This is a genomic window from Anaerosalibacter massiliensis, assembly GCF_024623155.1.
Lineage (GTDB): Bacteria > Bacillota > Clostridia > Tissierellales > Sporanaerobacteraceae > Anaerosalibacter > Anaerosalibacter massiliensis.
Genome location: NZ_JANJZL010000001.1, coordinates 237156 through 263690 on the forward strand (window position 1 = coordinate 237156; position 26535 = coordinate 263690).

General features: G+C 29.0%; 30 protein-coding genes. All 30 read right to left on the reverse strand.

What is annotated here, in order from left to right; translation table 11 throughout:
• Entirely contained in the window at nucleotides 1-363 is a 363-nt protein-coding gene (locus tag NSA23_RS01390) for a response regulator (protein WP_042681730.1), read from the reverse strand.
• 31 nt (nucleotides 364-394) lie between these two features.
• Nucleotides 395-1531: a flagellar motor switch phosphatase FliY gene (gene fliY, locus NSA23_RS01395; protein ID WP_042681728.1), complete on the reverse strand. Its 1137-nt coding sequence runs from the start codon at nucleotides 1529-1531 to the stop codon at nucleotides 395-397.
• Nucleotides 1524-2516, reverse strand: coding sequence for a flagellar motor switch protein FliM (fliM, locus tag NSA23_RS01400; protein ID WP_042681726.1), 993 nt, complete (start codon nucleotides 2514-2516; stop codon nucleotides 1524-1526). The genes fliY and fliM overlap by 8 nt, the downstream gene beginning before the upstream one ends.
• A gap of 13 nt (nucleotides 2517-2529) precedes the next feature.
• Nucleotides 2530-2949, reverse strand: coding sequence for a flagellar basal body-associated FliL family protein (locus NSA23_RS01405; protein WP_042681725.1), 420 nt, complete (start codon nucleotides 2947-2949; stop codon nucleotides 2530-2532).
• Between the two features lie 32 nt (nucleotides 2950-2981).
• Nucleotides 2982-3704, reverse strand: a complete 723-nt coding sequence (locus NSA23_RS01410) for an OmpA/MotB family protein (RefSeq protein WP_042681723.1) — start codon at nucleotides 3702-3704, stop codon at nucleotides 2982-2984.
• A complete protein-coding gene (locus NSA23_RS01415) occupies nucleotides 3704-4489 on the reverse strand; it encodes a flagellar motor protein (protein ID WP_042681721.1) in 786 nt (261 codons plus the stop codon). The genes NSA23_RS01410 and NSA23_RS01415 overlap by 1 nt, the downstream gene beginning before the upstream one ends.
• A gap of 24 nt (nucleotides 4490-4513) precedes the next feature.
• Nucleotides 4514-4708, reverse strand: coding sequence for a flagellar FlbD family protein (locus tag NSA23_RS01420; RefSeq protein ID WP_042682266.1), 195 nt, complete (start codon nucleotides 4706-4708; stop codon nucleotides 4514-4516).
• 65 nt (nucleotides 4709-4773) lie between these two features.
• Complete coding sequence (locus tag NSA23_RS01425) at nucleotides 4774-6090, reverse strand: flagellar hook protein FlgE (RefSeq protein WP_042681719.1); 1317 nt, start codon at nucleotides 6088-6090, stop codon at nucleotides 4774-4776.
• Between the two features lie 76 nt (nucleotides 6091-6166).
• Nucleotides 6167-6547 carry a TIGR02530 family flagellar biosynthesis protein gene (locus tag NSA23_RS01430; protein ID WP_050069803.1) on the reverse strand — a complete coding sequence of 127 codons (381 nt, stop codon included), beginning with the start codon at nucleotides 6545-6547 and terminating at the stop codon, nucleotides 6167-6169.
• Nucleotides 6548-6567: 20 nt separating this feature from the next.
• A complete protein-coding gene (locus NSA23_RS01435; RefSeq protein WP_050069802.1) occupies nucleotides 6568-6984 on the reverse strand; it encodes a flagellar hook assembly protein FlgD in 417 nt (138 codons plus the stop codon).
• A gap of 11 nt (nucleotides 6985-6995) precedes the next feature.
• Nucleotides 6996-8348 (reverse strand): flagellar hook-length control protein FliK, encoded by a 1353-nt coding sequence (locus NSA23_RS01440; RefSeq protein WP_042681717.1) that lies wholly within the window; start codon nucleotides 8346-8348, stop codon nucleotides 6996-6998.
• Between the two features lie 26 nt (nucleotides 8349-8374).
• Entirely contained in the window at nucleotides 8375-9562 is a 1188-nt protein-coding gene (locus NSA23_RS01445) for a hypothetical protein (protein ID WP_257490058.1), read from the reverse strand.
• A gap of 55 nt (nucleotides 9563-9617) precedes the next feature.
• Nucleotides 9618-10055 carry a flagellar export protein FliJ gene (fliJ, locus tag NSA23_RS01450; RefSeq protein WP_042681713.1) on the reverse strand — a complete coding sequence of 146 codons (438 nt, stop codon included), beginning with the start codon at nucleotides 10053-10055 and terminating at the stop codon, nucleotides 9618-9620.
• A 15-nt stretch (nucleotides 10056-10070) separates the two neighbouring features.
• Nucleotides 10071-11414, reverse strand: coding sequence for a flagellar protein export ATPase FliI (gene fliI, locus NSA23_RS01455; RefSeq protein ID WP_222704778.1), 1344 nt, complete (start codon nucleotides 11412-11414; stop codon nucleotides 10071-10073).
• Nucleotides 11411-12157, reverse strand: a complete 747-nt coding sequence (locus NSA23_RS01460) for a FliH/SctL family protein (RefSeq protein WP_042681711.1) — start codon at nucleotides 12155-12157, stop codon at nucleotides 11411-11413. The genes fliI and NSA23_RS01460 overlap by 4 nt, the downstream gene beginning before the upstream one ends.
• Complete coding sequence (gene fliG / locus NSA23_RS01465; protein WP_042681709.1) at nucleotides 12150-13154, reverse strand: flagellar motor switch protein FliG; 1005 nt, start codon at nucleotides 13152-13154, stop codon at nucleotides 12150-12152. Before fliG ends, NSA23_RS01460 begins: the two co-directional genes overlap by 8 nt.
• 12 nt (nucleotides 13155-13166) lie before the next feature.
• A complete protein-coding gene (fliF, locus tag NSA23_RS01470; RefSeq protein WP_042681707.1) occupies nucleotides 13167-14702 on the reverse strand; it encodes a flagellar basal-body MS-ring/collar protein FliF in 1536 nt (511 codons plus the stop codon).
• Between the two features lie 28 nt (nucleotides 14703-14730).
• Nucleotides 14731-15030: a flagellar hook-basal body complex protein FliE gene (gene fliE, locus NSA23_RS01475; RefSeq protein WP_042681705.1), complete on the reverse strand. Its 300-nt coding sequence runs from the start codon at nucleotides 15028-15030 to the stop codon at nucleotides 14731-14733.
• 11 nt (nucleotides 15031-15041) lie between these two features.
• Nucleotides 15042-15482 carry a flagellar basal body rod protein FlgC gene (gene flgC / locus NSA23_RS01480; RefSeq protein ID WP_042681704.1) on the reverse strand — a complete coding sequence of 147 codons (441 nt, stop codon included), beginning with the start codon at nucleotides 15480-15482 and terminating at the stop codon, nucleotides 15042-15044.
• A gap of 1 nt (nucleotide 15483) precedes the next feature.
• Complete coding sequence (flgB, locus tag NSA23_RS01485) at nucleotides 15484-15891, reverse strand: flagellar basal body rod protein FlgB (RefSeq protein WP_042681702.1); 408 nt, start codon at nucleotides 15889-15891, stop codon at nucleotides 15484-15486.
• Between the two features lie 314 nt (nucleotides 15892-16205).
• The gene (gene codY, locus NSA23_RS01490; protein WP_042681700.1) at nucleotides 16206-16988 is read right to left on the reverse strand and encodes a GTP-sensing pleiotropic transcriptional regulator CodY; all 783 of its coding nucleotides are present in this window, start codon (nucleotides 16986-16988) and stop codon (nucleotides 16206-16208) included.
• A 13-nt stretch (nucleotides 16989-17001) separates the two neighbouring features.
• Nucleotides 17002-18390 carry an ATP-dependent protease ATPase subunit HslU gene (gene hslU, locus NSA23_RS01495; protein WP_042681698.1) on the reverse strand — a complete coding sequence of 463 codons (1389 nt, stop codon included), beginning with the start codon at nucleotides 18388-18390 and terminating at the stop codon, nucleotides 17002-17004.
• Between the two features lie 13 nt (nucleotides 18391-18403).
• The gene (hslV, locus tag NSA23_RS01500; RefSeq protein WP_042681696.1) at nucleotides 18404-18934 is read right to left on the reverse strand and encodes an ATP-dependent protease subunit HslV; all 531 of its coding nucleotides are present in this window, start codon (nucleotides 18932-18934) and stop codon (nucleotides 18404-18406) included.
• Between the two features lie 171 nt (nucleotides 18935-19105).
• Complete coding sequence (gene topA, locus NSA23_RS01505) at nucleotides 19106-21193, reverse strand: type I DNA topoisomerase (RefSeq protein WP_042681694.1); 2088 nt, start codon at nucleotides 21191-21193, stop codon at nucleotides 19106-19108.
• A 32-nt stretch (nucleotides 21194-21225) separates the two neighbouring features.
• On the reverse strand, nucleotides 21226-22320 hold the full coding sequence (gene dprA / locus NSA23_RS01510; protein WP_042681692.1) for a DNA-processing protein DprA: 1095 nt from the start codon (nucleotides 22318-22320) through the stop codon (nucleotides 21226-21228).
• A gap of 4 nt (nucleotides 22321-22324) precedes the next feature.
• On the reverse strand, nucleotides 22325-23854 hold the full coding sequence (locus NSA23_RS01515) for a YifB family Mg chelatase-like AAA ATPase (protein ID WP_257490059.1): 1530 nt from the start codon (nucleotides 23852-23854) through the stop codon (nucleotides 22325-22327).
• A gap of 64 nt (nucleotides 23855-23918) precedes the next feature.
• Nucleotides 23919-24272, reverse strand: coding sequence for a YraN family protein (locus NSA23_RS01520; protein ID WP_042681688.1), 354 nt, complete (start codon nucleotides 24270-24272; stop codon nucleotides 23919-23921).
• Entirely contained in the window at nucleotides 24265-24552 is a 288-nt protein-coding gene (locus tag NSA23_RS01525) for an EscU/YscU/HrcU family type III secretion system export apparatus switch protein (RefSeq protein ID WP_042681686.1), read from the reverse strand. Before NSA23_RS01525 ends, NSA23_RS01520 begins: the two co-directional genes overlap by 8 nt.
• Nucleotides 24553-24555: 3 nt before the next feature.
• Nucleotides 24556-25905: a hypothetical protein gene (locus tag NSA23_RS01530; RefSeq protein ID WP_042681684.1), complete on the reverse strand. Its 1350-nt coding sequence runs from the start codon at nucleotides 25903-25905 to the stop codon at nucleotides 24556-24558.
• An 11-nt stretch (nucleotides 25906-25916) separates the two neighbouring features.
• Nucleotides 25917-26522 (reverse strand): ribonuclease HII, encoded by a 606-nt coding sequence (locus NSA23_RS01535; RefSeq protein WP_042681682.1) that lies wholly within the window; start codon nucleotides 26520-26522, stop codon nucleotides 25917-25919.
• Nucleotides 26523-26535: the final 13 nt, after the last annotated feature.

Consider the following 26535-nt stretch of genomic DNA (forward strand, 5'->3'; position numbering starts at 1 on the left):
TTAAGCAAGTACCTTTTTCACAGCTTCAATAACTCTATCTGCCTGGAAAGGTTTCACTATAAAATCTTTAGCTCCTGCTTGTATAGCTTCTATAACCATAGTCTGTTGTCCCATAGCAGAACACATTACTATTTTTGCCTCTCCATTCATTTTTTTAATTTCTTTCACAGCTTGAATTCCATCCATTTCAGGCATAGTGATATCCATAATTACTAGATCTGGATTTAGTTCCTCATATTTTTCCACTGCTTTTTTTCCGTTTTCTGCTTCTCCAACTACTTCAAAACCGTTTTTAGTTAAGATATCTTTTATCATCATTCTCATAAATGATGCATCATCTACTATTAATATACTTTTAGACATTTAAATTCCCCCTTACTTATTTATTATTCTATTAACTATGTTTATAGGAATTAACAATCTCTGTTATCCTAATACCAAAATTATCATCTATTACTACTACTTCGCCTCTAGCTATAAACTTTCCATTTGCATAGATATTTAAAGGTTCTCCTACAAGCTTGTCCAATTCTATTATTGTTCCAGGACCATATTCTAATATTTCACCAATCTTTTTCTTAGTTCTGCCTAATTCAGCAGTTATTTCTACAGGAATTTCTCCTACTAGATCTATTGATTCATTATAGCTTTCATCAGATTTTCCATTAAAAGTTTCAAAAACAGGTTTTTTAACAACAACTGTTTCTTCATTATTATCAATCTTCTTCTTAGTTATATTATTTTCATCTTCTGCCAAATTAGTTGGCTTTATTGGTATTTCTTCACTAACTTCATAATCTTCTTCAATTTCTTCTACTGCTGCTGATACTTCATTGTCCTTTTCTAAAGATAGATTCTCTTCTTCTTTTCCCAATAAAATATCTGCCATTTCTTTTGCAAAATCTAAAGGTATAAGCTGCATTATCTCACTATCTATTATATTTCCTACAATCATTCTAAAAGATATTTTAACTATAGGTTGGTCACCTTTTAAAATATCAATTTTTTCTTTACCTTCACTAAAGGTTATTTCATAAGACTTAGGAGGCTCTATATCAATTTTTTTCGAAAATATTTCTGATAAGGAAGTTGCTGATGATCCCATCATTTGATTCATAACTTCACTTACAGCACTTAAATCTAGATCTGTTAACTCCCTTTCCAAATGTATTTCTTCTTTTCCCATTAATACATCTGTAATTGCCTTCACATCATCTACTTTTAATATCAGTATGTTAGCTCCTTCTAAACCTTCCTTATAAGTTACATCAATTGCAACAAAAGGTATTTGATATGCACCTGCTAATCTATCAATAGTTGTTATCATTACCTTTGGAGTAGTAATAGTAACTTTCTGATTTAACAATGTAGATAAAGTTGTAGCAGCAGTCCCCATACTTATGTTTCCAATTTCACCAAGTGTATCTTTTTCTACATCTCCAATTAATTCTAAATTATCCTCATTCTTTTCTCCATCTGACCCTTTAAGTATAAAATCAATTTCTTCTTGAGAAAGCATGTCATTATTCATTGTTACCCTCACCATCCTTTACTGCCTTTACTATTTTCACTGCCATATTATTGTTTGATACTCCTGGAGTTCCTAGAAACTTTACTTTTGAACCAATTCTCATCTTTATTAAATTATTATTATAATTTAATTTAATTACATCTCCTATTTGTATATTCAATATATCTTTAACTCTAATAATAGTAGAACCTAACTCTGCCTGAACAGGCACAGAAGTTTCTAAAATCCTCTCTTTCATAACCTCCAAATCTTTTTTAGATATCTCTTTTCTAGCACTAGAAAACCAAAATTTTGTACTTAATTTGTCTAAAATAGGTTCTAAAACTATATATGGAATACATATATTAATCATACCTTCAACATCGCCTATAGATATATTTAAGGTAACTAATGCTACAGTTTCATTAGGGGGAACTATTTGAGCAAATTGAGAATTTACCTCTATTTTTTCTAAGGACGGTTTCAATTCAATGACATTTTCCCATGCTTCTTTTAATAGTCCTATAACCCTGTTCATCATTCCCTGTAAAAGAGAAATCTCTATTTCAGTAAAACTTCTTGTTTCATCTATTTCCTCACCATCTCCACCTAGTAATCTATCAATTATAGTAAATACTATATTTGTGGACATATCAATTAATATCTGTCCATTTAAAGGATTGAAATTAATTATACTCAAAAAAGCTGGATTAGAAATAGCATTACTAAATTCACTATATGCATATTGATCTACTGTTAAAATTGATGTTTTAACTGGTGCCCTTAAATAACCAGATAAAAAAGTTTGAAAAAGTCTTGTAAAATTTTCATGAATAATCTCTAAAGTTCTTAATTGATCTTTAGCAATTTTCTGCGGATTTCTAAAATCATATTTTTTAACTTTATTAAAGTTTTCTTCTTCTTGTATTTCCTCTACATCAACTTCACCAGAACTTACTGCTTGGAGTAGGGCATCTATTTCACTTTGTGATAATACTTCAGCCAATTGTATATCCCCCCTACTGTATTATTAACTCATCAAAATAAACATTTGAAATGCTTTCACCGTTGTCAAATAATTTTATTAAACTATCTTTTATCTCATTCTGTAAAGCTACTTGCCCCTCTTTTCCTAGAAGTTCTTTTTCCTCTTTATTTCTAATAATTTTATTTATTTCATTCCTCATTAAAAATTGTTTTTCTTCTAATTCTTCATAAGTCTTTTTATTATTAATTTCTATAGTAGCCTTTAATTTTATAATCTTTTTACTATCCTTTATGTTGCAATACATTTCTTCTAAAGTAATATAATATTTCTCTATATCTTTATTTTTGTCTCCACTATTTTTATAAATAGAAAATCCTAAAATTAAGCCAGCTACTGCAAATAATATTAAAATAACAAGCAAAACTATTAGTATTGTTTTTTTAGTATCCATATCTTCACCTCACTAGAATTTTATAGCATAATTTATGGCTCCCATTTTTCATAAGATGATTTTAAAATAACTATATCAACCCTTCTATTTTTTGCTTTATTTTCTTTTGTGTTATTTGAAGCTACTGGTCTATAAAAACTATATCCTGAAGAGGATACTCTATCTCCATCTATTCCTTCTGACTCTATTAAGTATCTTAACACATTTGTAGCTCTAGTAGATGAGAGTTCCCAGTTAGTAGGGTATGTAGTAGAATATACAATTGGATCAGAATCTGTATGGCCTTCTATTTTTATAAGTTTTCCTTTAAATTCTTTTTTATTTAATAGTTCAGCCATATAATGGAGTATTTCTTTTGATTCAGATTTTATTTCAGCTTTACCTGAGTCAAAAAATACACTATCCATAAATCTTATAACTAATCCTCTTTGTTCAATTTTTAATGTAATTTCATCTTCCATACCTATATTTTTTGCATATTCTTCAATAACATCTTTTAGTTCTTTTAACTCATCTTCATCTGCATTTACATTTACATCTCCCTCTAGTTCTTCTGGAATATCCATAGCAGAACCACTTTCCAAAACTCCTGTACCACCTTGAAAAGAGCTCATAATAGTCCTAAACTTTTGAGCATCAATTTCCGAAAAAGAAAATAATAAAATAAAGAAACAAAGTAATAAGGTAACCATATCGCTATATGTAGTTAGCCATTCTTGAGCGTTTTCCTTCTCTTCCTTTTTCCTTTTTCGCATTATGCTCCCTCACTTTCAAGCTGATCTTTATAATCAGTTCTAAGCTCCGGTGGAACAAAAGTTTTTAATTTTTCCTCAATGATTCTTGGATTTTCACCTGCTTGTATAGATAAAAGTCCTTCAACCATTAATTCTTTTACTAATATTTCTCTATTGCTTCTAATTTTTAACTTATTTGCCATAGGTAAAAATACTACATTAGCTAAAAACGAACCATAAAAAGTTGTTACTAAAGCTACAGACATATTTGGTCCTATACTAGAAGGATCCTCTAGTTTTTTAAGCATATTTATAAGCCCTATAAGAGTACCTAACATTCCATAGGCTGGAGCAAATGATCCCATAGTTTCAAATAAACTTTGACCTTCTGTATGTCTTTCCTCAAGAAAAACAAGTTCTGTTTCAAGTATATTTCTTACTAGTTCTGGATCAGTTCCATCTACTATTAACATTATGCCTTTTTTTAAAAACTTGTCATCAATACCTTCCGCAAGTTCTTCTAGAGATAATAATCCTTCTTTTCTTGCTACATTAGCCAATTTAATTATTTGTGCTATAACTCCATCTGGGGAAATTTCCTCATGAAAAAAAGCATTTTTTACTACCTTAAAAGATCCTAAAAAACTTTTTATAGGGTAACTTATAAGAGTAGAAGCTAAAGTTCCACCGATAACTATTAAAATAGAAGATATGTCTATAAAGGAACCTATCTCTCCAGATATAAGAATTCCCCATATAATAAATATAAAACCGCTAACTAATCCAACAATAGTTGCTATATCCAACTGTTACACCTCTTTTCCCTATTCTTATCTTTTTATATACTGTATATTTTTTGATTTGAAAGCTATAACCTTATCTATAATATCATCTATAGGCTCCTGAACAACTACTTTTCTACCTGTCGTTAAAGTAATAACTGTATCAGGTGTTTCCTCTACAAACTCAATTAAATCACTATTTATAACAAACTCCTTTCCATTTAATCTTTTAACTTTTATCATAAATATCCCACCTTCTGTAATTGGCATGAGGGGTTTTTCCCCTCAATAGCCAATTAAATAATTAATTATCTCTTCATATTTACTAATTCTTGAAGCATTTCATCAGAAGCTGTAATAATTCTAGAATTAGCTTGAAATCCTCTTTGAGTTGTTATCATTTCGGTAAATTCCATAGAGAGATCTACATTAGACATCTCAAGATTTCCAGACTTAGTTGTTCCAAAACCGCTAGTACCTGCTGCTCCATATTGGGCTTCCCCAGTGTTTCTAGTATTTTTAAAAAAATTACTCCCTACTTTTTCTAATCCCATAGGATTGTCAAATTTAGCTAACATCAGCTGTCCTAATGCTTTATTTTCTCCATTAGTAAAATTTCCTACTATAACTCCAAATTCATCTATTGAAAAATCCTTTAATTTTCCAGAAGAATTACCGTTTTTAGGATATGGCTCAATATCTCTATCATTATCATACTGATTTATTTTTTTATAGGAATCTTTGTCTTCTGGATCAAATATAGTTATATTTCCTTCATTCCCAAAAGTTGCTCCTAAATCAACTTTGTTACCATCCTTGTCTTCACCTTGTGTTATACCAGAAAGATCTAAATAAAGATTTTCTACTGAATTTTCATCAATTTTCCCATATTCATCAAATTTTATAGTGTTCTTACCGGTGATTTTTCCTTCTATCTTTATTCCTGTTTTTTCACTTTTTATATCTTCTAATGATATTGTCCATTGATTAGTTTCATTAGGATCCTTTTCAAACTTAAATTCTACGATCCATGAACCACCTAAACTATCTTTTATAACAGTATTTATTGTAAAAGTTTCATCGCTTCTTGAATCTAAATTTCCTCTAAATTGAATATCTGTTGTTGCTGTTGGTGCTATTGTTTCTGACTTATTTATGACTATTGGTCCAATTTCTGTTGTTATATTTCCATTTTCATCTGCTTTATATCCTAATACTTTATATCCACCAGGTGTTACCAATGTTCCATCTGTGTCTTCCCCAAAATTTCCAGCTCTTGTATAATATCTATTTTCAAAATTGGCATCATCAGTTACTACAAAAAATCCTTCTCCATCTATCATAACGTTTCTAGGGTCATCCGTTCTTTGAGATGGTCCATTTGTATGGATAGTATTTATAGAGCCAACATCTACACCTAAACCTACCTGTTGAGGGTTTGTCCCACCTTTTCCACCTTGTGGTGCTCCTGCTCCTCTTATTGTTTGGCTAAATACTTCTTGAAAAGTCATTTGACCTTTTTTATATCCAACAGTATTTACATTAGCAATGTTGTTTCCAATAACATCCATCTTATTTTGGTGTGCTCTCAGTCCAGAAACGGCTGAATACATTGATCTCATCATTTTACATACCTCCATTTTCTAAGCAGTACCATGTCTTCAATCAGTCAGACATAGATAACTTCCTTAAAAGGTCCAGTTACAATATTACTGCCCCATCAATATTTGTAAATATATTTTCCTTAAGTTCTTCGTTAGTTATAGAAGTAATAACAGTTTTATTTTCTATACTTGCTATAAATCCTTTATCTCCTAGAAGAATAAATGCATCTTTAACTCCCTTCTCTTCTGCTTTTTTGAAAGCCATTTCTATTTTTTTTACTTCTTCTAAATTTAGCTTTACATCTCTTGAATCCATTCTTTCTAATGCATGTTTAGAAAATTTGATTTCCTCATTTTTCCCTTGGACTTTTTCAAGTATTTCTTTAAAATTTTTGTTTGAATTTACCTGTTTATCATTAATTGGAGTAGAAGAATTAATTAATCTACTCTCTAATTGTTTTATATTAATTCTATTCACAATATCAGCTCCAGATTTATTTACTCTTCATTTTCTTCTGGTTCTGGTGTACTAGGCTTATCTTCTTTAGCTAAATAAGCTTCCAATGCTTTTCTTAAATTTATTATCTCCTTCAAAGTTTCAATACTTGCATCAATATAATTATTATTTAAATTATCTATAGAAGCTTTTATTTCTTTTTGAGAGTTTGTGAAATTTTTATTTAAACTTTGTACTTGTTCAAGAGTGCTAAACTGTGCCATCTGAGCTATAAATTCTTTATCTTCCATTGGATTTAATGGATCCTGATTCGAAAATTGTGCCATCAATAATTTAAAAAAAGCATCCTTGTCTAATTCATTAGTTTTTCCTGATTTATTATCAAACCCTTTCTTTTCATTATCAAATTCAGATATATAATTTTCACTATTTTTATTATTTATATTATTGATATCCAAACTTACACCTCCTAGGCTTTTAAATCTAATCTAAATTCATTTAATAAAATAGGATCATTAAATATTGTGTTTTCTTCATAATTATCTAGACTTGAAATTCTTTCTTTTTTAAGTTTTAACTTTTTATTTTTATTCTTGTAAAAGGCATCATTTCTTTCTTCTTTCTCAAAATCCGAATTATTTCCCACTTGAACCTCAAAGGTTTTAATATCCAAACCTTGTTCCTCAAGTCCTTCCTTTAATTGAATAATATTGGTCTCAATAAGCTCTTTAACTCTATAGTTATCTACTATTGCCTTAGCTACAACTACGCCTTTTTCAACTTCTACTTTTAATAAGAGCTCTCCCAATATTTCTGGTTTAAGCTTTATTTGCATTTCAGATTTTTTATCTTCTAACATAAATTTTGCCTTGTCTATTACCTGTTTAATTACATTTTCCTTTGGGTTCTCTATCACTTTATTTTCTATTGATTCCATTTTATTGTTAAATACTAAATCTGATTTAGTACTTAATAATGTGGATTGTTCCTGTACTTCATAAAAACTAAAATCTTGTTCTAAAACTTTTTCAAAATCAATAGGACTATCTTTTTCATCTAATTCTAAACTATCTTCAGTCAATAATTCTTCTAATAGTTCATCTGTTGCATCTTCTATCGCTTCTAATGCCTTATATAGCGACATACTTGTATTTTCAGGAATATTTTTTTCCTCTAGAAAAATTAAATCTGTTTTGCTACTTTCCTTATTTTCTTCATCATTTATTTTTTCAAAAAAAGCTATATCTTTAATTATATTTATTCTATCTTCTAATTGAGGAAGTATTTCTTTTTTAATAACTCCTATATTTTCTTTAATATTTCTTGTATTGAAAAGATAATTTTCTTCTTTATTAGATAATTTATTTTCTATATCTTCTTCAATTTCATATATTATATCCTCAATATTGGATATATTATCTAATAAATTTTCTATAATCTCTTCAGTGTTTAAATCATTAGAATTATAATATTCATCTTGAATTTGAAATTCTTCTTTTACTACCATAAATAAGTCTTTATCCAATTTCTTGAATTCTTCCTTATCAGCTATTATTTCTATTTTATTTAAAGATAAAATTATACTTTCTAATAATATATTAATTTCATTCAGTTCTCCATCTATATCTCTATTTATTTTTTTATTCTTTGTTGAATCATCCTTATCTATAGACTTATCTTCCTTTTTAGAATTAATTTTCTCCAAACAATTGAAGAAATCCTTACTAAAATCACCTTCTGCGTCTTTGGTTTCAACTTTATCCTTGAAAATAAAGAAATCATTAGCAGCTTTTAATTTTGGCATATTATTTATCTCCTTCATATTTTCACCTCCTTTACATAATATTTTTATGGACTAGCTAACATTTGAGTTAACTTGGAAGCTTTTTTGCTGTCCATATTATTAATAATTTTTGACAAAGTAGGTTTCTTCATTCTACTTAGTACATCCAATATAATAGTAGAATCAGATATTTCATATATTGGTGAAGAATCAATTTCCAAAGAAGTTACTTTTTTTGTATTTCCCATCATATTTTCAACAACTTTAGCTACATTATTAGTTGACATTTTCGAATATACTTCTACTAATTCATCTACTTTTTCATTATACTCTCTTAAAAATTTAACTGCTTCATTAATTTCAGTCATTCTGGAGTTATCAACTTTTCGAAGCTCTTCTTCTTTTCCTATAGCTGAAATAAGTTCTTCCACAAATTCATCATTTTTTATTTCTGCTAAAACTTCTGCTGCCTTCTCTATTGACAAATTCATATATATATAAGACAGCTTTTTCATAGAATATATTTCTTCATTTCCAATTTCTTTGACAACTTCTTTTGTAGATTTTGAATCATATGTCTTAGCTATATCTTCCAACTTTCTATCTTGATACTCCATTTTAAATATCAATTTCTCCAAATCATTTCTTTTTTTATTTTCTAATTTAGCCATAGTTTTTTTCTTTATATTATTATCAATGTAAAAGAGAATTTCAGCTGATTTTTTTTCATCCATGATACTTATAATTTTTGGCAATATGCTTAAATATTCTTCATCTTCGTAAGTCATCTGCTCTATTTTCTTTATACTAGCTAAAGTATCAATGTTTTCTAAAGTTTCAACTTCCTCTTTTATTTCTTTTTCCTTACCTTTTTGTATTTCATTAAATATCGAAGAAAGATAATCTTTTCTTTTATCTATATTTCTTATCAGTTTTAAAATATTAGAAGTCTTATTAGGCGATTTTCTATTCATTATCTTAATCAAATCACTATATAATTCTTTATCATTTTTCTTTATTATATAAAGTTTATCAGCAGCACTACTAGTTTCTAAAGAAAGATAATAATTAGATAAACAATCCTTTTTATTTTCCTTCTCTGCATTTGTAGAACCAGATTTGAATAGTTCTCCTGTAAAACCAAATATCTTACTAAATAAAATATTTGATTTATTTTTTAAAAATCTATCTTTTCCATGAAAAATAGAAACTATACTTACAAAAATAAATATTAGGATTATTGTTATGATCAAAGTTTTCTTTTTATTTTTAAGGTTCTCCATGCCTTTTACAACACCCCTTTCTTTATTATCGGGTGCTTCCTTTAAAACTTACTATTGTATCTATAAGTTTTTCTTCTTCTTTTTTGACACAATATAAATACTCTTCATACTTATTTTCCTTTAATCTTTCAAAAGCTCTTTTTTCTTTTCTTATCTCTAATAACTCACTTTTTACGGTTTTTAATTGGTCTTCAGCCTTATTAACTAATTCTTTTTGAGTAGAAATTATTTCATTCATATCATTTATATAATTATTATATAGTTGCAAGCTAGCTACATTTATTTTATTTGAAGATTTATTCTTTTTCTTTTTAAGTTCATTTTTGAATTCACAATAGTTTTTTAAAATCTCTTCTTCTTTAATTAGTTTCTGTTGTATGTTTCCATATTCACTTTTCTTATGATTTTCTAAGGTCTTTTTATAGTCTAATAACCTTTCAAATTTAAAATTGAATTTTTCCAATACTACACTCTCCCATTACTTAAACTTTCTAGATTTTTTATCAATCTCTAAAAGCTTATTTCTAGTTTCTTCAAAATTATAGCTTCTTGAAACCTCCTGAGTTAAAAATTCATTTATATCATCTATTAAATCTATTGCCATATCTAATTTCTTATTACTACCTCTTTTATAAGCACCAATATTTATTAAATCCTCTGATTCCTCATATACTGCTAATATATCTTTAATACTATTGGACATATTTTTATGTTCTTCCGAGACTATATTAGGCATGACCCTACTTATACTTCCTAAAATATTAATTGCTGGATAATGATTTTGATTGGCAAGTTTTCTTGAAAGTACTATATGCCCATCTAATATACCTCTTACTGTATCGGTAATAGGTTCATTTAAATCATCACCATCCACTAATACTGTATATAGACCAGTAATAGTCCCTTTTGAAGAAGTTCCCGCTCTCTCTAAAAGCCTTGGCAAAAGAGCAAACACAGATGGAGTAAACCCTCTAGTAACTGGAGGTTCTCCAATAGCTAACCCAATTTCCCTTTGAGCCATTGCAAAACGAGTTAAAGAATCCATCAAAAGCATTACATTCATTCCTTGATCTCTGAAATATTCGGCAATAGCTGTAGTTACCATGGCACCTTTAACTCTAATAAGAGCCGGTTGATCAGAAGTCACTACTACAACTACAGACTTCTCAAGCCCTTCTTTTTTTAAGTCATTTTCTATAAACTCCCTAACTTCCCTTCCCCGCTCTCCTATAAGTCCTATAACATTCACATCCGCAGTTGAATTTCTTGAAACCATTCCCATTAGGGTACTCTTTCCAACTCCACTTCCTGCAAATATTCCTATTCTTTGCCCTTTACCACAAGTTAAAAGTCCATCTATAGCTTTTACTCCTAGAGACAGAGGTTCATCTATCTTCTTCCTTTCCAATGGATTAGGTGAGGATTTTGAAACTGGATAGCTTTTTAATGTACTAATTGGGCCTTTTCCATCTATAGGTTCTCCTAGACCATTAATAACCCTTCCTATTAGTTCATCCCCGACATTAACATTTAATGATTTTCCATTAGCAATTACAGTACTCCCTGAGGCAATACCTTCCATATCTCCTAAAGGCATGAGAAGTATTTTATCTTCTCTGAATCCTACAACCTCTGCCATTATAGGTTTACTTTTATCATGAGGATATATATAGCATAGTTCTCCAATGCTAGCCATAGGTCCATTAGATTCTATAGTAAGACCTGTAACCTTAGTAATATTTCCAGTATATTTAACTAATCGTTTATCCTTTACAGCTTCTATATATTTTTTTATATCTACTGTTTTTTCCACATAAATCACTCGCTATGCAAAATATTATTTAATAATTCCTGTACTTTTTCTATCTGATAATCTATACTTACATCTACATTGCCCTTTGATGTTTCTATGATACAATCTCCTTTGTTTAGATTGTTATCTAATTTTACTTCTAAATCATTAACTAAGCTTGCCTTAGCTAATATTTTATTTTTAGACATTTCCACTATCTTATAATCTTCCTTGGATACCCTAACAATTAAGCTTTCCGTAGTATTAAGACTATCAATCCCCTTTAATACTACAGAAACTATATACTCTTTGTCTTGATCTACTTTGTCATAAATTACTTTTTCAGAAATTTCTATGACAAGTTTAATAATATCTTCTTCAACTTCTCTATATATTTTTTCTTTTTCTTTAATATAATGTTCTTTTATTTCTAAAGCCTCATCTATTAAAATATTAGAATCTTTTCTTCCTTCCTCATATCCTTTCATATACCCTTCATCATATCCTAATTTCAAACCTTCTTCATGGCCTTTTTGCTTCCATTGTTCGAAACTTTTTTTAGCTTCTTCAGAGACCTTATCTAATATTATTTTCTTTTCTTCATATCCGCTTCTAATTATATTTTCTGCTTCTTTATTTGCTATCTTTACTATCTCATCATATTTTTCCTTAGCTTTTTCTAATAAAACTTTTTCTTCTTTATTATCTATTTTTTTAATTAGAGAATCACCTTTTACCTCTAAAACTTTAGAGGATTTTATAATACTAGACAATTATTTCATCTCCTCCTCTTGGAGTAATGATTTCTCCCTCTTCTTCTAACTTTCTAATTACATTTACAATAGTTTGTTGTGCTTCTTCTATATCTTTTAATCGAACAGGTCCCATAAATTCTATATCTTCTTTAATCATTTCAACTAGTCTCTTAGACATATTTGTAAATATACTTTCTTTTACTTCTTCGCTAGCCCCTTTTAGAGCAATAGCCCACTGACTATTATCAACTTCTCTAATAACTCTTTGAATACTTCTATTATCAAGTCCCACTATATCTTCAAATACAAACATTCTCTTTCTAATTTCATCACTAAGTTCTGCATCCTTTATATCTATTTCTTCCATGATATGTTTTTCTGTTCCTCTATCTACAGAATTTAATATATCTACCACAGTTTGAACGCCTCCAGCATCTGTAAAATCTTGAGAAACAATATTTGAAAATTTACTTTCTAGTACCTGTTCTATCTCTTTAACTACCTCTGGAGAAGTCCTGTCCATAATTGCTACTCGTCTAGCTACTTCCGCTTGTTTTTCTTCAGGTAGACTCGCTAATATCTGGGCTGCCTGTGATGATGATAAATAGGAAAGTATTAATGCAATAGTTTGAGGATGTTCATTTTGTATATAATTTAATAATTGACCTGCATCCGCTTTTCTTGCAAATTCAAAAGGTCTAACTTGTAAAGATGATGTCAATCTACTTATTATATCCTCTGCCTTATCATCACCTAAGGCTCTCTCTAATACATCCTTAGCATAGCTGATTCCGCCTTCTGAAATATATTCTTGAGCTAAACAAAGTTGATAAAAATTCTCTATTATCTTTTGTTTTTCTTCAGGAGAAACCATTCTCATATTAGCGATTTGCAATGTTAGTTCCTCTATTTCTTCTTCATTTAAATGTTTAAATATATCAGCAGATTTTTGAGGACCTAATGTAATAAGAAGTATAGCTGCTTTTTCTTTACCAGTTAATTGTTCTTTAGCCATTAATTGTCACTCCTATTCATTTAGCCATGATCTTAGTAGTTGAGCTACAGCTTCTGGCTTCTTCTCTATAAATTCTTCTATTTGAGTCTTCATTTCAGATTCTTTTGCCTCAAAATCCAGCCCTTGAATTTGAGTTTGAGTTGTTTCATCTATTTTTTCCTCTAAAGACCTTTCTAAATCTTCAAGCTCTTCTTCTTCCTCTTTATCTCTTTTTCTTTTATATAATATAAAGCCAACAGTAACAGCCACTAGTACTCCTGCTAATATAATCCACTTAATTAAATCTTTATTCTCCTTTTTTTCCTCTTCTTCTGGTTCCATACTACTACTAAAAACTTGAGAACTTATTTGAACTTCTCTAGTATCAAGACCTGTAGCTGCTGTAACTAAATTAGCTATTTCATTCTTTTTTTCTTCTGTCATTTCTCCATCTATTAATGCTGCTTCATTAACAAGAACAGCAACTGTTATACCTTCCACCTGACCAGGTGCTTTTTTGATTTCCCTATTTATTTCATTTAATTCATAATTAATTGCACGACTTGCTTTATCATATCTAGAATTTCCACCATCCTCCATTTCATAATCTGGTGGATTTCCATCAACTCCAACTGGTATATTTCCATCTCCGCCTACCATTGTCTCTTCTATCTCTTCCATACTCCTAATAAGTCCCTCTTCATTTTCTTCAATAGGGGGTGAAAATTCCACTACTTTTGTTACTTCACTATCAAAATTTACCTTTGCACTAGTTCTTACATCTACATTTCCATACCCAAATACATTTTCTAAAAATCTCCTAAGACCTTCATTTGTTTTTAACTCTATATTCTGTTGTATAGCATATTGATCATTCATCTGGTAATTTGCATTATCTCCATTATCTGTTAAAAGCTGTCCTGAGTCATCAATAACAGATACATTTCCTTCATCCATATTGATTGAACCTGCTACAAGATTTTTAATTGCTGTCACCTTATCTGCTGGTATCTGTTTTTTTTCACTCTTTTTAATAAATACTGAAGCCGTAGTTTCTTTTTTATCATCTTCTAATACAAAACCTGAGTCTTCTTTTTCATCTATGTACACAGTTGCACTTTCAATCCCATCTATTTCAGAAATAGTGGAAGATAATTCATTTTGAAGAGCATATCGCATTCTTTCCTTTTTTTCATAATCTGTCATAGTCCAATTGCTATCATCAAATGCATCTGCAAAACCATATCCCTCTTTTGGTAAGCCTTCAGAGGCTAGCTCAAGCTTCACCTTGTTTTTCATATCTGCAGGTACTAAAATAGTTTTTTCATCATTGTCAGTCTTCCACTTTATATTCATTTCATCAAGTTTCTTAGTTACCTCTCCCATATCCTTAAGAGATAAATTATCATAAAGAACTTCATACTTAGGTCTTGTTAAAGTAAATATTAATATAAAAACAACTAGTATCACTACTCCGGTTATTATACCAAGCTTAATCTTTTTATTTTTACTCATATTTTGCCAATGCTCATTTAATTCCTTTCTCATTTGCTGAATTGTTTCTCCCACTAAATCACCCCGTTCTCTGCTACATTATCTATAATTGCATCCTCATAATTTCTCTATATGCCTCCACTACTTTGTTTCTTATGCTCATAGTTAATTGTAGTGAAATGTTTGCTTTTTCTCCAGCTATCATAACATCATGAAGATTATCAATATCTCCTGTAGCTAATAGTTTTTTATAGTTTTCAGAATTAATTTGAAGTTCATTAACATTATCAATTGCTTTTTTTAAATAATTTCCAAAAGATATTCCATTACTTTCCTGATTATCTTTTTTATTATTCACAATAGGAAAATCATTATTTTCATATTGTATAGAATTAACTTTCATATTTAGTCCTCCTATCTTCTACCTATGTCCAATGTTTTCATAAGCATAGTTTTAGATGCATTCATAGCAGTTATATTAGCTTCATAAGCTCGTTGAGCGTCTATCATATCAACCATTTCTTTTACCATTTCTACATTTGGCATTCTAACATATCCATTTTCATCTGCATCTGGATGCCCTGGTTCATATACTAGTTTAAAAGGTGTAGGGTCATCAACTATTTTAGCTATCTTCACACCATCTCCATTAAAGTCCTTCTTATGCTTTGACAAATATTGAGAAAAAAGATTCTTTTTTTTCTCCTGAAATACTACTGTTTGTCTTCTATAAGGTTGTCCTCCTGTAGATCTAGTGGTTTTCTCATTAGCAATATTTTTAGATATAATATCAATCCTTGCCTTTTCAGCTGTTAAAGCAGAAGAATTTATATTAATAGAATCAAACATACCCATTTTATTTTCCTCCTTCAATAATTGCATTTTTAACTTTCTCATATTCATCTGTAATTTGTTTTACCAAAGCTTCATGCATAATAGTATTTTTTGCTAAATTTCCTGTTTCCACATCTATATTTACATTGTTTCCATCAAACCTGTAAGATGAATTATTATGCTCTACTATCTTAGGTTCATCATCTTGAAATGCTCTAATACCAGAAATATGCTTATCATTTGTGGTTTCTAGCCCTTTTTTACTACTACTTAATTCCCGTTTTAAATAGTCCTCAAATACTATTGATTTTCTTTTGTAGTTCGGAGTATCTACATTAGCGATGTTTTGAGATATGACTTTGTTCCTAGCCCAAGTTCCATCTAAAGCTTTCTTTAAAAAATTTGTTGTCGAATATATATTTGATAACATGATTCTCACCTCTTAAACTAAATATTGTTATTAACATTATAAACTATTTTTGTCTTTTTATCTATATTATTCCTCTTTTTTTTATCTTTTTTCTAAGAAAATAACATTTTTCGCTAGTCCACTAGTACTATATTCTTGCCTAAGCAAAATTTTCCTTCTAAAATTTCTTTTTTTTATTGAAATTAAACAAATTAGGACCAAGGTCCTAATTTGTTTTGGGACGAACGGATTAACTGTATTGCATAGAAGAGGTTTTAATTTTTTATCTAAAATCTAGTATTCATAATATAAAAAATAGTAGGTTTAAAAACCTACTATCCTCTAGCTTTTTGAAGCTCATCAATCAATTTATCATTTAATATTTTTATATGTGTTCCTTTCATTCCCAATGACCTAGATTCAATTACACCTGCACTTTCAAATTTTCTTAAGGCATTTACTATTACAGAACGAGTGATTCCTACTCTGTCTGCAATTTTGCTAGCTACTAATAATCCTTCATTGCCATCTAACTCATTAAATATATGCTCCATAGCCTCTAATTCTGAATAAGATAAAGTTCCTATGGCCATTTGTACTACTGCTTTTTTCCTAGCTTCTTCTTCTATCTCATCATTTTTAGATCTTAAAATTTCCATGCCTACTATTGTAGCACTATATTCAGCTAAAACTAAATCATCTTCTGTAAAGTTTCTATCTAATCTAGATAATACTAAAGTTCCTAATCTAACTCCACCACTATTTATAGGTATTATAGTTACTATTTTATTAGGATATTCACATTCAGAAATTTCATCAAATACACATTCTTTCATTTCTTCAACATTTTCCTTAGTTTCTATAACTCTCAGTAGTCGATCATTATATTTTTTAGGAAATCTTTTCTCTTCCACTACTTCATTTTGAAGTATATCACAATCAAGACCGGTGGAAAGCTCATAGCCTAAAACCCTACCTTTTCTACTAGCTATATATACATTTGCATCCAATATATCACTAAGTATTTTACTTAATTCAGGAAAAGAAACAGGTTTAGACCCTGAACTTTGTAGTGCTTTATTCAATCTTCTAGTTTTTTGTAATAAACTTTCACTCATTATAATCCTCCCTTTATAATATATATTTTGATATGTCTTTTTGCTGAATGTCATTCATGAGTTTTGATTCTATATATTTACCATCTAATACTACATCTTTTTCTTCTAAATCTGGCGCATTAAATGATATATCCTCTAATATTTTTTCAATGACTGTGTGTAATCGTCTTGCACCTATATTTTCATGTTGTTCATTAGAAATATAAGAAAACTTAGCAATTTCAGTTATAGCTTCTTCAGTAAAACTAAGATTTATCCCTTCAGTCTTCAATAAAAGTTGATACTGCTTTATTAAAGCATTTTTAGGCTTAGTAAGAATTTGTTTAAAATTCTCTTCAGTTAAGTTATCCAATTCAACCCTAATAGGAAATCTTCCCTGTATTTCTGGAATTAAATCATTAACTTTTGAAACATGAAAAGCTCCAGCTGCAATAAAAAGTATATGGTCAGTTTTAACAGGTCCATATTTAGTCATTATATTGCTGCCCTCTATTATAGGAAGAATGTCTCTTTGCACTCCTTCTCTTGATACATCTGGTCCTGATGAATAATCTTTACCTGCTATTTTATCTATTTCATCAATAAAGATTATTCCACTATTTTCTGCCCTCTTAATTCCTTCTTCTATAACCTCATCCATATCAATTAATTTTTGTGCTTCTTGTGCTCCAATTATTTTTTTAGCCTCTTTTATTGTTACCTTTCTTTTTTTAACTTTTTTAGGTAAAAAGTCTCCAAACATATCACCCATGTTTATATTAAACTCTTCCATACCTAATCCACTAAAGTATTCTACTGTAGAATTTGAATTCTCCTCTACCTCAATTTCAATAATCCTATTTTCTAATTCGCCATTTTTAAGTCTTTTTCTCATATTATTACGATATTCTTTAATTTCTATACTTTTATCTTCTACTTTTTTTTCTTCCTCATCTTCTATATTAAAAAGCATTTCTAAAGGATTATTAGAATTTTTTTTCCTTTTAGAACTTGGTGCAAGTATATCTAAGATTTTGTCTTCTGCTAGTAGCTTACCCTTATCATAAACCTTGTTTATTTTTTCTTCCTTAATCATTCTAATGGAATCTTCAACTAAATCTCTAACCATGGAATCTACATCTCTACCTACATAGCCCACTTCAGTAAACTTAGTAGCCTCAACTTTTATAAAAGGAGCTTTTATAAGTTTGGCCAATCTTCTTGCTATCTCAGTTTTTCCAACTCCTGTCGGTCCAACCATTAAGATGTTTTTAGGTTTAACTTCATCTTTAAATTCCTCATCTAATAAACTTCTCCTATACCTATTCCTAATGGCAATAGCTACAGCCTTTTTAGCTTTATCTTGACCAACAATATATTTATCTAGCTCATTTACTATTTCACTAGGAGTTAATTCCTTCATTTAATCACTCTCCTTAGAGCATTTCAACAGTTATATTATCGTTTGTATATACACAAATAGTTGAAGCTATATATAAAGATTCCTTTACAATATTTTTAATACCTAGTTTTGAATGTTTAAGTAAAGCCTTACCTGCAGCCAACGCATAATTTCCTCCAGAACCTATTGCAACTATACCTTCATCAGGCTCTATAACCTCTCCATTCCCTGATATAACTAATAAATTTTCCTTATCACCTGCTATGAGCATAGCTTCTAATTGCTTTAATACTTTATCTCTTCTCCAATCTTTTGCCATTTCAACTGCAGCTCTTCTTAAATTTCCATCATATTGTTCCAATTTTTCTTCCAAAATTTCAGCTAATGTAATTGCATCTGCTACAGAACCAGCAAATCCAATAAGTACTTTCCCATTGTATATTTTTCTAACCTTCTTTGCTGTCCCCTTCATTATTGTTTTATCTCCCATAGTTACTTGTCCGTCGCCAGCAATAGCTAGTTTTTCGTCTTTTTTAACAGCTACAATAGTAGTTCCCTTCATCATCTAAAACCACTCCTTTATAGGACATATACAAACAAAAGAAATAGTATCATATTTTCTCCATAAGTTCAAGACTAATTTTATAGTTTTCAGAATATTTTTTTTTGTTTAAATTGCGTGTCTAATGATAGATTACCATAATTTCACATAAAAGTACAGCTTAATTTATTAATTTTATTTATTATTTTTTTCTACTTTCTTGTAATCACAAGATTTATTCATACATTTAATAATAGCGCTATTTTTATTTTTTCTTTTAACTAGTATATCTTCACATTTTGGACATTTCTCACTAATAGGCTCATCCCAAGACATAAAATTACATTTAGGATAATTGCTACACCCATAAAATCTTCTACCTTTTTTAGTTCTTCTTTCAACAATTTTCCCACCACAACGTGGACAATCCACACCTAATTCCTCTAAAAAAGGTTTTGTATTTTTACATTCAGGATATCCTGGGCAAGCTAAAAATTTTCCATATCGTCCATATTTAACTACCATATTTCTTCCACATTTTTCACAAATAACATCTGTTTCTTCATCTTTTATTTCTATTTTTTCAATTTCTTCTTCAGCTACTTCTAAAACTTTATGAAATTCAGAATAAAAATCCTTAATTACTTTTTTCCATGGAGATTTTCCATCTGCTACTCTATCTAAATCTTCTTCCATGTTAGCAGTAAATTCTTCATTTATTATATTTTTAAAATATTCTTCTAACAATTCTGTAACTAATAGTCCTAACTCTGTAGGCTCGAAACTTCTATTTTCTATGACCACATATTCTCTATTTAAAATAGTAGATATAGTAGGAGAATAAGTACTTGGCCTTCCTATGCCCAACTCCTCTAAAGTTTTAATAAGACTTGCTTCTGTATATCTAGCAGGTGGTTGAGTAAAATGTTGATTAGGTTTTAATTTTTGTAACTTTATTTCTTCTCCCTTTTTAAGGGTAGGCATACCTATAGTATTATCTTTCCCTAATACACTGTATACTTTCATAAAACCATCAAATTTCAATTTAGAACCAGATGCCCTAAAAATATATTTCCCTGATAGAATTTTAATGGATAAAGTTTCATATATTGCTACACTCATTTGACTAGCTATAAATCTTTCCCAGATAAGTTTATATAATTTATATTGATCAGGAGTTAATGAATTCTTTATATCTTCTGGTTTTCTATTAACAGATGTAGCTCTTATAGCTTCATGAGCATCTTGAGTATCACTACTTTTCTTTTTCTTAATGTTTTTTCTTTTGACAGAGTATTCCTTTCCATAATTTCTTATAATAAAATCACTTGCAGTATCCATAGCTTCTTGAGAAATTCTAGTAGAATCAGTTCTTATATAAGTTATAAGTCCAACTGTACCTTCTCTCTTTATATCTATTCCCTCATATAACTGCTGTGCTATAGCCATAGTTTTTTTTGCAGAAAATCTTAACCTTTTTGAAGCATCTTGTTGTAAAGTACTAGTAGTATATGGGGGATAAGGATTTCGTCTTTTTGTGCCTTTTTTCACTTCATGTACATGGTACTTACCTTTATCTAGATCTTTAATCACTTTTTTTACATCTTTCTCTGACTTTAAATCTATTTTTATCTCCTTGTTGCCTTTCATTTCTCCATAAAAGTCTGCTTCAAATTTTCTTTTATTTTTTTCAAATATTCCTTTAATACTCCAATATTCTTCTGGTATGAAATCTTCTATTTCTTTCTCTCTATCGCATACCAGCTTTACAGCTACAGATTGAACTCTACCTGCACTTAAACCCCTTCTTATCTTTCTCCACAATAATGGACTTATTTTATATCCAACTAATCTATCTAATACCCTTCTTGCTTGTTGTGCATCAACTAGGTCCCTATTAATTGGTCTAGGATTTTCTATAGCTTCTGAAACTGCATCTTTAGTTATTTCGTTAAATTCTATTCTTACTGGTTTTTCTTCTTCTAACCCTAGTATATGAGCTAAATGCCAAGATATAGCTTCTCCTTCTCTATCAGGGTCTGTTGCAAGATAAATTTTGTCTGATTTCTTCGCTTCACTTTTCAATTCCTTTATGACTGGGCCTTTACCTCTAATAGTTATATATTTTGGCTCAAAATCATTCTCAATATCTATACCTAAAGTACTTTTAGGTAAATCCCTTATATGACCAACAGATGCCTTTACTTTATAATTTTTTCCCAAGAATTTTCCAATAGTTTTTGCTTTTGCAGGTGACTCAACTATAACTAGATTTTTTTGCAATGTACACACCTCCAACTATTAATTCCTATATGTTAACATAATATATATACCCTACCAGGAAGTTCCTTTACTATCCCTTTTAATTCCAATATAGTTAATGTACTACTTACAGTAGATATATCTAATCCTGTCATATAAACTATATTGTCACAATGAGTAGGTTCTTTTCTTATGCACTCTATTATCTTCATCTCCATAGAGCTTAACTCAGAATAATCAAATTTTTCATCACTTCTAATGGATATATTTTTAAATTCATCTATTTCTTCCAATATATCTTCTATATCCATAACTATTTTAGCACCATCTTTTATCAAATAATTAGTTCCTCTGCTAAAAATACTATTTATATTGCCTGGAATAGCAAATACTTCTTTGCCTTGTTCTATAGCATGTTCTACAGTTATTAAAGAACCACTTTTCTCTGTTGCTTCTATTACTAGAATACCTAAAGATAAACCACTAATTATTCTATTTCTTTGAGGAAAGTTAGATGCGTAAGGTTCAGTTCCTAAAGGAAATTCAGATACAACTGCTCCACACTCACATATTCTATCATATAATTTTTTATTGTTTTTAGGATATATATTATCTAATCCACTACCTAAGACAGCAATTGTTCTTCCGCTACCCTTTAAAGCACCTTTATGAGCTTCGGTATCTATACCTTTAGCCATTCCACTTATAATTGTAATCCCTAGTTCAGATAATTCATTTGAGAATTTTCCACTAACCCATTTTCCATAAGAAGTCGCCTTCCTAGAGCCTACTATACCTATGGATAATTTGTCAACCTCTGAAAACGATCCTTTATAGTATAAAACTGCAGGATTATTATAAATATATCTTAACCTATTTGGATAATCTTCATCAAATACAGTCATAACATTTATATCGTTTTTCTTTATTTTTATCAAGATATTTTCTAATACAGATTCTTTTCTTTTAGAAATAATTTTATCCTTGACGCTACTTCTTATACCTTTCAAACTTAAAATTTCATCAGTAGATACTTTCCATATATCTGATATATTTTCAAAATATCTTAAAAGCTTGTTTACAGTTACATTACTAACTCCTATGCTATTTAACCAGATAAGTACTTCCCTATTATTGACTTCATTCATCTCCTTACCCCCAATATTTTTTATCTAAACTCCTATATTGGATAGCTTCTAATATATGATTTTCTTTAATTTTTTCTTCTCCATCTAAATCTGCAATAGTTCTCCCTACTTTTAATATTTTATTATAACTTCTTGCACTAAATTTGAATTTTTCAAAAGCCTGTTTCATAATTTTATTAGCTTTATTGTTCAGTCTGCAATATTCTTTCACACCTTTAGAGGTTAATTGCCCATTAGAAAATATATTTTTATTATAATATCTTTCTAACTGAATTTCTCTCGCTCTGTCAACTCTTGTTCTTATATCTTGGGAAGATTCTGTTTTTGTATCCTTTCTTAGATCACTATATTCTACTGGCATAACTTCTATATGTATATCAATTCTATCCAATAGAGGATGACTTATTTTCCCTAAATATTTATTAATACTATTTGTAGTACATGTGCACTCATGATATGGATCACCTAAATATCCACACGGACATGGATTCATGCTTGCAACTAACATAAACTTAGATGGATATGTTAAAGTTGCATTAACTCTAGATATAGTTACATTGCCATCTTCGATGGGCTGCCTCAGAGCTTCTAATACATTTTTTTGAAATTCAGGGAGTTCATCTAAGAATAATACACCATTATGAGCTAGTGAAACTTCTCCTGGTTTAGGAACTCTTCCTCCTCCAATTAAAGAAGATGAAGATGCAGTATGATGTGGGGATCTGAAAGGCCTTTTATTTATTAAGGAATCCTTATTTAACAGTCCTGCTACACTATATATCTTAGTTGTTTCTATAGATTCTTCAAATGTAAGATTTGGAAGTATAGTTGGAAGTCTTTCTGATGACATAGTTTTCCCTGAACCAGGTGGACCAATGATTATTATATTATGGAATCCTGCAGCAGCAACCTCTAATGCCCTTTTTAATCCTTCTTGACCTTTAATATCAGAAAAATCTTTTTCCATACTTTCATTACTGCTAAGTGAATTTTTTACATCTCTTTTATAAAAGTTTATCTTTTCCTGGCCATTTAGAAATCTCACTAATTGGTTTAAATTCTTAACTGGTATTATATTTATATCCTGTATTATCCCACATTCATCCCTATTTTCATAAGGTATTACTATATTTTTTATGCCTTTTTCCCTTAAAGATATAATCATAGGAAGTGCCCCTTCAATTTTATTTACTTTTCCATCTAAAGCCAACTCTCCTACAAAAGAAATATTAGAAAAATTATATCTATTAATTACATCCATTGCCGCTAACATTCCTATGGCTATAGCTAAGTCTATTTGTGAACCTTCTTTCTTTATATTAGCTGGGGCTAGATTAATTGTAATCCTTTTTAACGGAAACTGATAGCCACTATTTTTTATAGCTGTTCTAACTCTTTCTTTAGACTCTTTTATAGATATATCCGGAAGTCCTACTATGGTGAAAGTTGGAAGCCCATTAGATATATCTGTTTCAACTTCAACTGTAAACCCATTTAAACCTTGAAGTACACATGTTTTTACTTTTGAATACATTTTAAACCTCTTTTCTGATTTATTAAAATATTCTTTATTTTAAAATCCTTTTAAGCCAATTTATCTATACAAAAGCATTTTTAAAATGATTTATTTTATTGGTTCTTCCTAGATACACTTCTATAATATCAAATCTCAATTGATAATTTTTCATTCTATTAAGCTTTATATAATATAGAGCAGTATTTATAATTTTCCTCTGTTTCTTTTTATTGACGGCCTCATATGCATATCCATAATTAGTACTTGTCCTAGTTTTAACCTCTACAAAAGCTAAAATATCATCCTTTAAAGCGATAATATCAATTTCTCCTGTTTTAATTCTGAAATTTTTCTCCAGTATATAATAATCTTTATTAATTAAATATTTAACCGCTATAGATTCACCAGTCCTCCCTTTTTCTATATGGCTAGTCATTTAAATCACCCTTTTTCTTGTCCAAATAATATACATAAGCAATTATTTCCGCTACAGCATTATAAAGTTTAGGAGGAATTTCTTCTCTAATTTCCAACTTCATAAGGTCATCTAGGAGTTTTTCATCTTCATATAATTCAATTTTCTCATCTTTTCCCTTTTTAATTATATTCTCTGCAACATATCCCTTTCCCTTTGCAACTATAATAGGAGAAACATCATCTTTACTATATTTTAATGCCACAGCCTTTTTTTCTTTATCTTTTTTAGATTTCCTCATATCTTACACCCTCACATCTAAATAATAGTATGGATTCTGGTTGTCTGATAAGGTATCTAATAAGTTTATGTCTCTATCCTCTATATAATTTACAGCATTTAATTTATACCCGCTTTCTCTTATAAGATTATAAAGTATTTCCTCATTTTGTTTAAATAAGTATATATCTTTCTTTTCTATATTGAAACTAATATTTAATAAATTGTCAAATGCCTCACAATATATTTTAACTTTATTTAAATAATCCATATCCAAATTAATAAATACATTTAATTTATCACCTTTATTAATATTTTTATTTGCCTTTTTAAACATAGATACAGAACCTCTATTCTCCTCTTTATCAGCAAATATTGGTACATAGACAAAGGTCATTTCTTTGTTTATTTCTTCTAAAAACTTTAAACTGTCACCTAACTTTTCAATATTTTTTTTAGTATCATTGTCTATTTTTAAAAAATTGTTTTTAATTTTATTATTAATATATTCTATTTTTTTATTTAAATCCTTATAATAATTTTTAATATAAGAGTTATCTTTTCCTATAATATCAATAAAATTTTTATTGTTAAAAATCAAACTATCACCTTTATTTTCATCTTCATCATAAAAAAATTCAAATACTTCCCGTGATATTATCTCTCTACCTTTCAATATACAAAATATTTTTTCCAAATTATTTATTGATATATTCATATTATTTTTTAAAATAAATGCAATAGATTTTATACACCAGCTTGTTAATTCCCCTTCTGGAAACATATCTTTTACTTTAGTATATATATAATCAAGACTTTTCATCTCGTTGTATTCTTCTTTATTTACTATTATAAATTTTTCTATTTCTTCCTTCATAGGCTCTTTATCAGTATTAAATAATATTATTTTTTCTCCATCTTCTTTATTTAAAATCCATTCTAATTTTTTTATGGTTTTAAGTCCCTTTAAAACATTATCTTTATTTAGAGGAATATTATAATCTAATAAACTTTCTACAAATTCCTCCGATATTTCATCTTGTAAAATATTATACTCTCTAAATATCTTATCAATAATTTTTTTATTTTCAAACTTTTCTGGTCTTAAATTTTCTGTTTTTTCATTTATAATAGGGGATAACTCTATTTTTTCATTATATATAGACTTAACTAAAAACTTGATTCTACCAGACTTTGGATACTTAATATTTATATTATTTTCCCCTTTTACTAATCCTATATTTTCCAACTTTAAAAATATTAGTTCTTCATTTATATCTAATATTTCTCCAAAGATTATATCCCCTTCTTTAATTAAAAAATCACTTATATCTAAATGTAGACTTTCTAATGGGAAAGAGTTATATATATACATGCCTTTTCCCCCTAAATAATTTTCTTTAGAAAAGTTAGTCTATGAATTGGAGATGGACCTATTTTTTTTATGGCTTCCCTATGCTCTTTAGTACCATAACCTTTATTTTTTTCAATTAAATATCCAATATATTCCCTTCCCCAAACTTCACATTGTCTATCTCTGAAAACCTTTGCTAATATAGAGGCACATGCTATTCCATGACATTTTGCATCTCCCTTTATAATGCTTTTTTGTGGAATATCTAAATATACCTCTTCTGCATCAATTAACAAAAAATCCGGAATAACTTTATTTCCATTTCTATCTTTTAAGTTTAGTACTGCTTTTTTCATAGCTAATCTGGTACTTTCCTTGATATTAATTCTATCTATAGTTCTAGAATCTACTTGTCCAAATCCAACTGCCAAAGCATTATCTAATATTTTAGTATATAGTTTTTCTCTTTTCTTAGGTGTTAGTTTTTTTGAATCCTTTGCTCCCTCTATAATTAAATCCTTTGGCATTATTAAAGCAGAAGCCACTACATCTCCTGCTAAACAACCTCTACCTACTTCATCTATACAGGCAATGTATTTATACCCTCTAGACCTTATTTCATTTTCAATTTCTAACATAAAATCCCTCCAG

What these genes read in the sequence shown, in the direction of transcription:
- NSA23_RS01425 (WP_042681719.1), bottom strand. Translation starts at nt 6,090, where the DNA reads ATGATGAGATCAATGTATTCAGCCGTTTCTGGACTGAGAGCACACCAA.
- dprA (WP_042681692.1), bottom strand. Translation starts at nt 22,320, where the DNA reads ATGAATGAAGTCAATAATAGGGAAGTACTTATCTGGTTAAATAGCATA.
- flgC (WP_042681704.1), bottom strand. Translation starts at nt 15,482, where the DNA reads ATGGGTATGTTTGATTCTATTAATATAAATTCTTCTGCTTTAACAGCT.
- hslU (WP_042681698.1), bottom strand. Translation starts at nt 18,390, where the DNA reads ATGAAGGAATTAACTCCTAGTGAAATAGTAAATGAGCTAGATAAATAT.
- codY (WP_042681700.1), bottom strand. Translation starts at nt 16,988, where the DNA reads ATGAGTGAAAGTTTATTACAAAAAACTAGAAGATTGAATAAAGCACTA.
- NSA23_RS01520 (WP_042681688.1), bottom strand. Translation starts at nt 24,272, where the DNA reads ATGACTAGCCATATAGAAAAAGGGAGGACTGGTGAATCTATAGCGGTT.
- NSA23_RS01390 (WP_042681730.1), bottom strand. Translation starts at nt 363, where the DNA reads ATGTCTAAAAGTATATTAATAGTAGATGATGCATCATTTATGAGAATG.
- NSA23_RS01405 (WP_042681725.1), bottom strand. Translation starts at nt 2,949, where the DNA reads ATGGATACTAAAAAAACAATACTAATAGTTTTGCTTGTTATTTTAATA.
- NSA23_RS01525 (WP_042681686.1), bottom strand. Translation starts at nt 24,552, where the DNA reads ATGAGGAAATCTAAAAAAGATAAAGAAAAAAAGGCTGTGGCATTAAAA.
- hslV (WP_042681696.1), bottom strand. Translation starts at nt 18,934, where the DNA reads ATGATGAAGGGAACTACTATTGTAGCTGTTAAAAAAGACGAAAAACTA.
- NSA23_RS01530 (WP_042681684.1), bottom strand. Translation starts at nt 25,905, where the DNA reads ATGTATATATATAACTCTTTCCCATTAGAAAGTCTACATTTAGATATA.
- NSA23_RS01410 (WP_042681723.1), bottom strand. Translation starts at nt 3,704, where the DNA reads ATGCGAAAAAGGAAAAAGGAAGAGAAGGAAAACGCTCAAGAATGGCTA.
- NSA23_RS01420 (WP_042682266.1), bottom strand. Translation starts at nt 4,708, where the DNA reads ATGATAAAAGTTAAAAGATTAAATGGAAAGGAGTTTGTTATAAATAGT.
- NSA23_RS01440 (WP_042681717.1), bottom strand. Translation starts at nt 8,348, where the DNA reads ATGAAGGAGATAAATAATATGCCAAAATTAAAAGCTGCTAATGATTTC.
- fliG (WP_042681709.1), bottom strand. Translation starts at nt 13,154, where the DNA reads ATGGCTAAAGAACAATTAACTGGTAAAGAAAAAGCAGCTATACTTCTT.
- fliY (WP_042681728.1), bottom strand. Translation starts at nt 1,531, where the DNA reads ATGAATAATGACATGCTTTCTCAAGAAGAAATTGATTTTATACTTAAA.
- NSA23_RS01515 (WP_257490059.1), bottom strand. Translation starts at nt 23,854, where the DNA reads ATGTATTCAAAAGTAAAAACATGTGTACTTCAAGGTTTAAATGGGTTT.
- NSA23_RS01535 (WP_042681682.1), bottom strand. Translation starts at nt 26,522, where the DNA reads ATGTTAGAAATTGAAAATGAAATAAGGTCTAGAGGGTATAAATACATT.
- fliE (WP_042681705.1), bottom strand. Translation starts at nt 15,030, where the DNA reads ATGAAAGTTAATTCTATACAATATGAAAATAATGATTTTCCTATTGTG.
- flgB (WP_042681702.1), bottom strand. Translation starts at nt 15,891, where the DNA reads ATGTTATCAAATATATATTCGACAACAAATTTTTTAAAGAAAGCTTTA.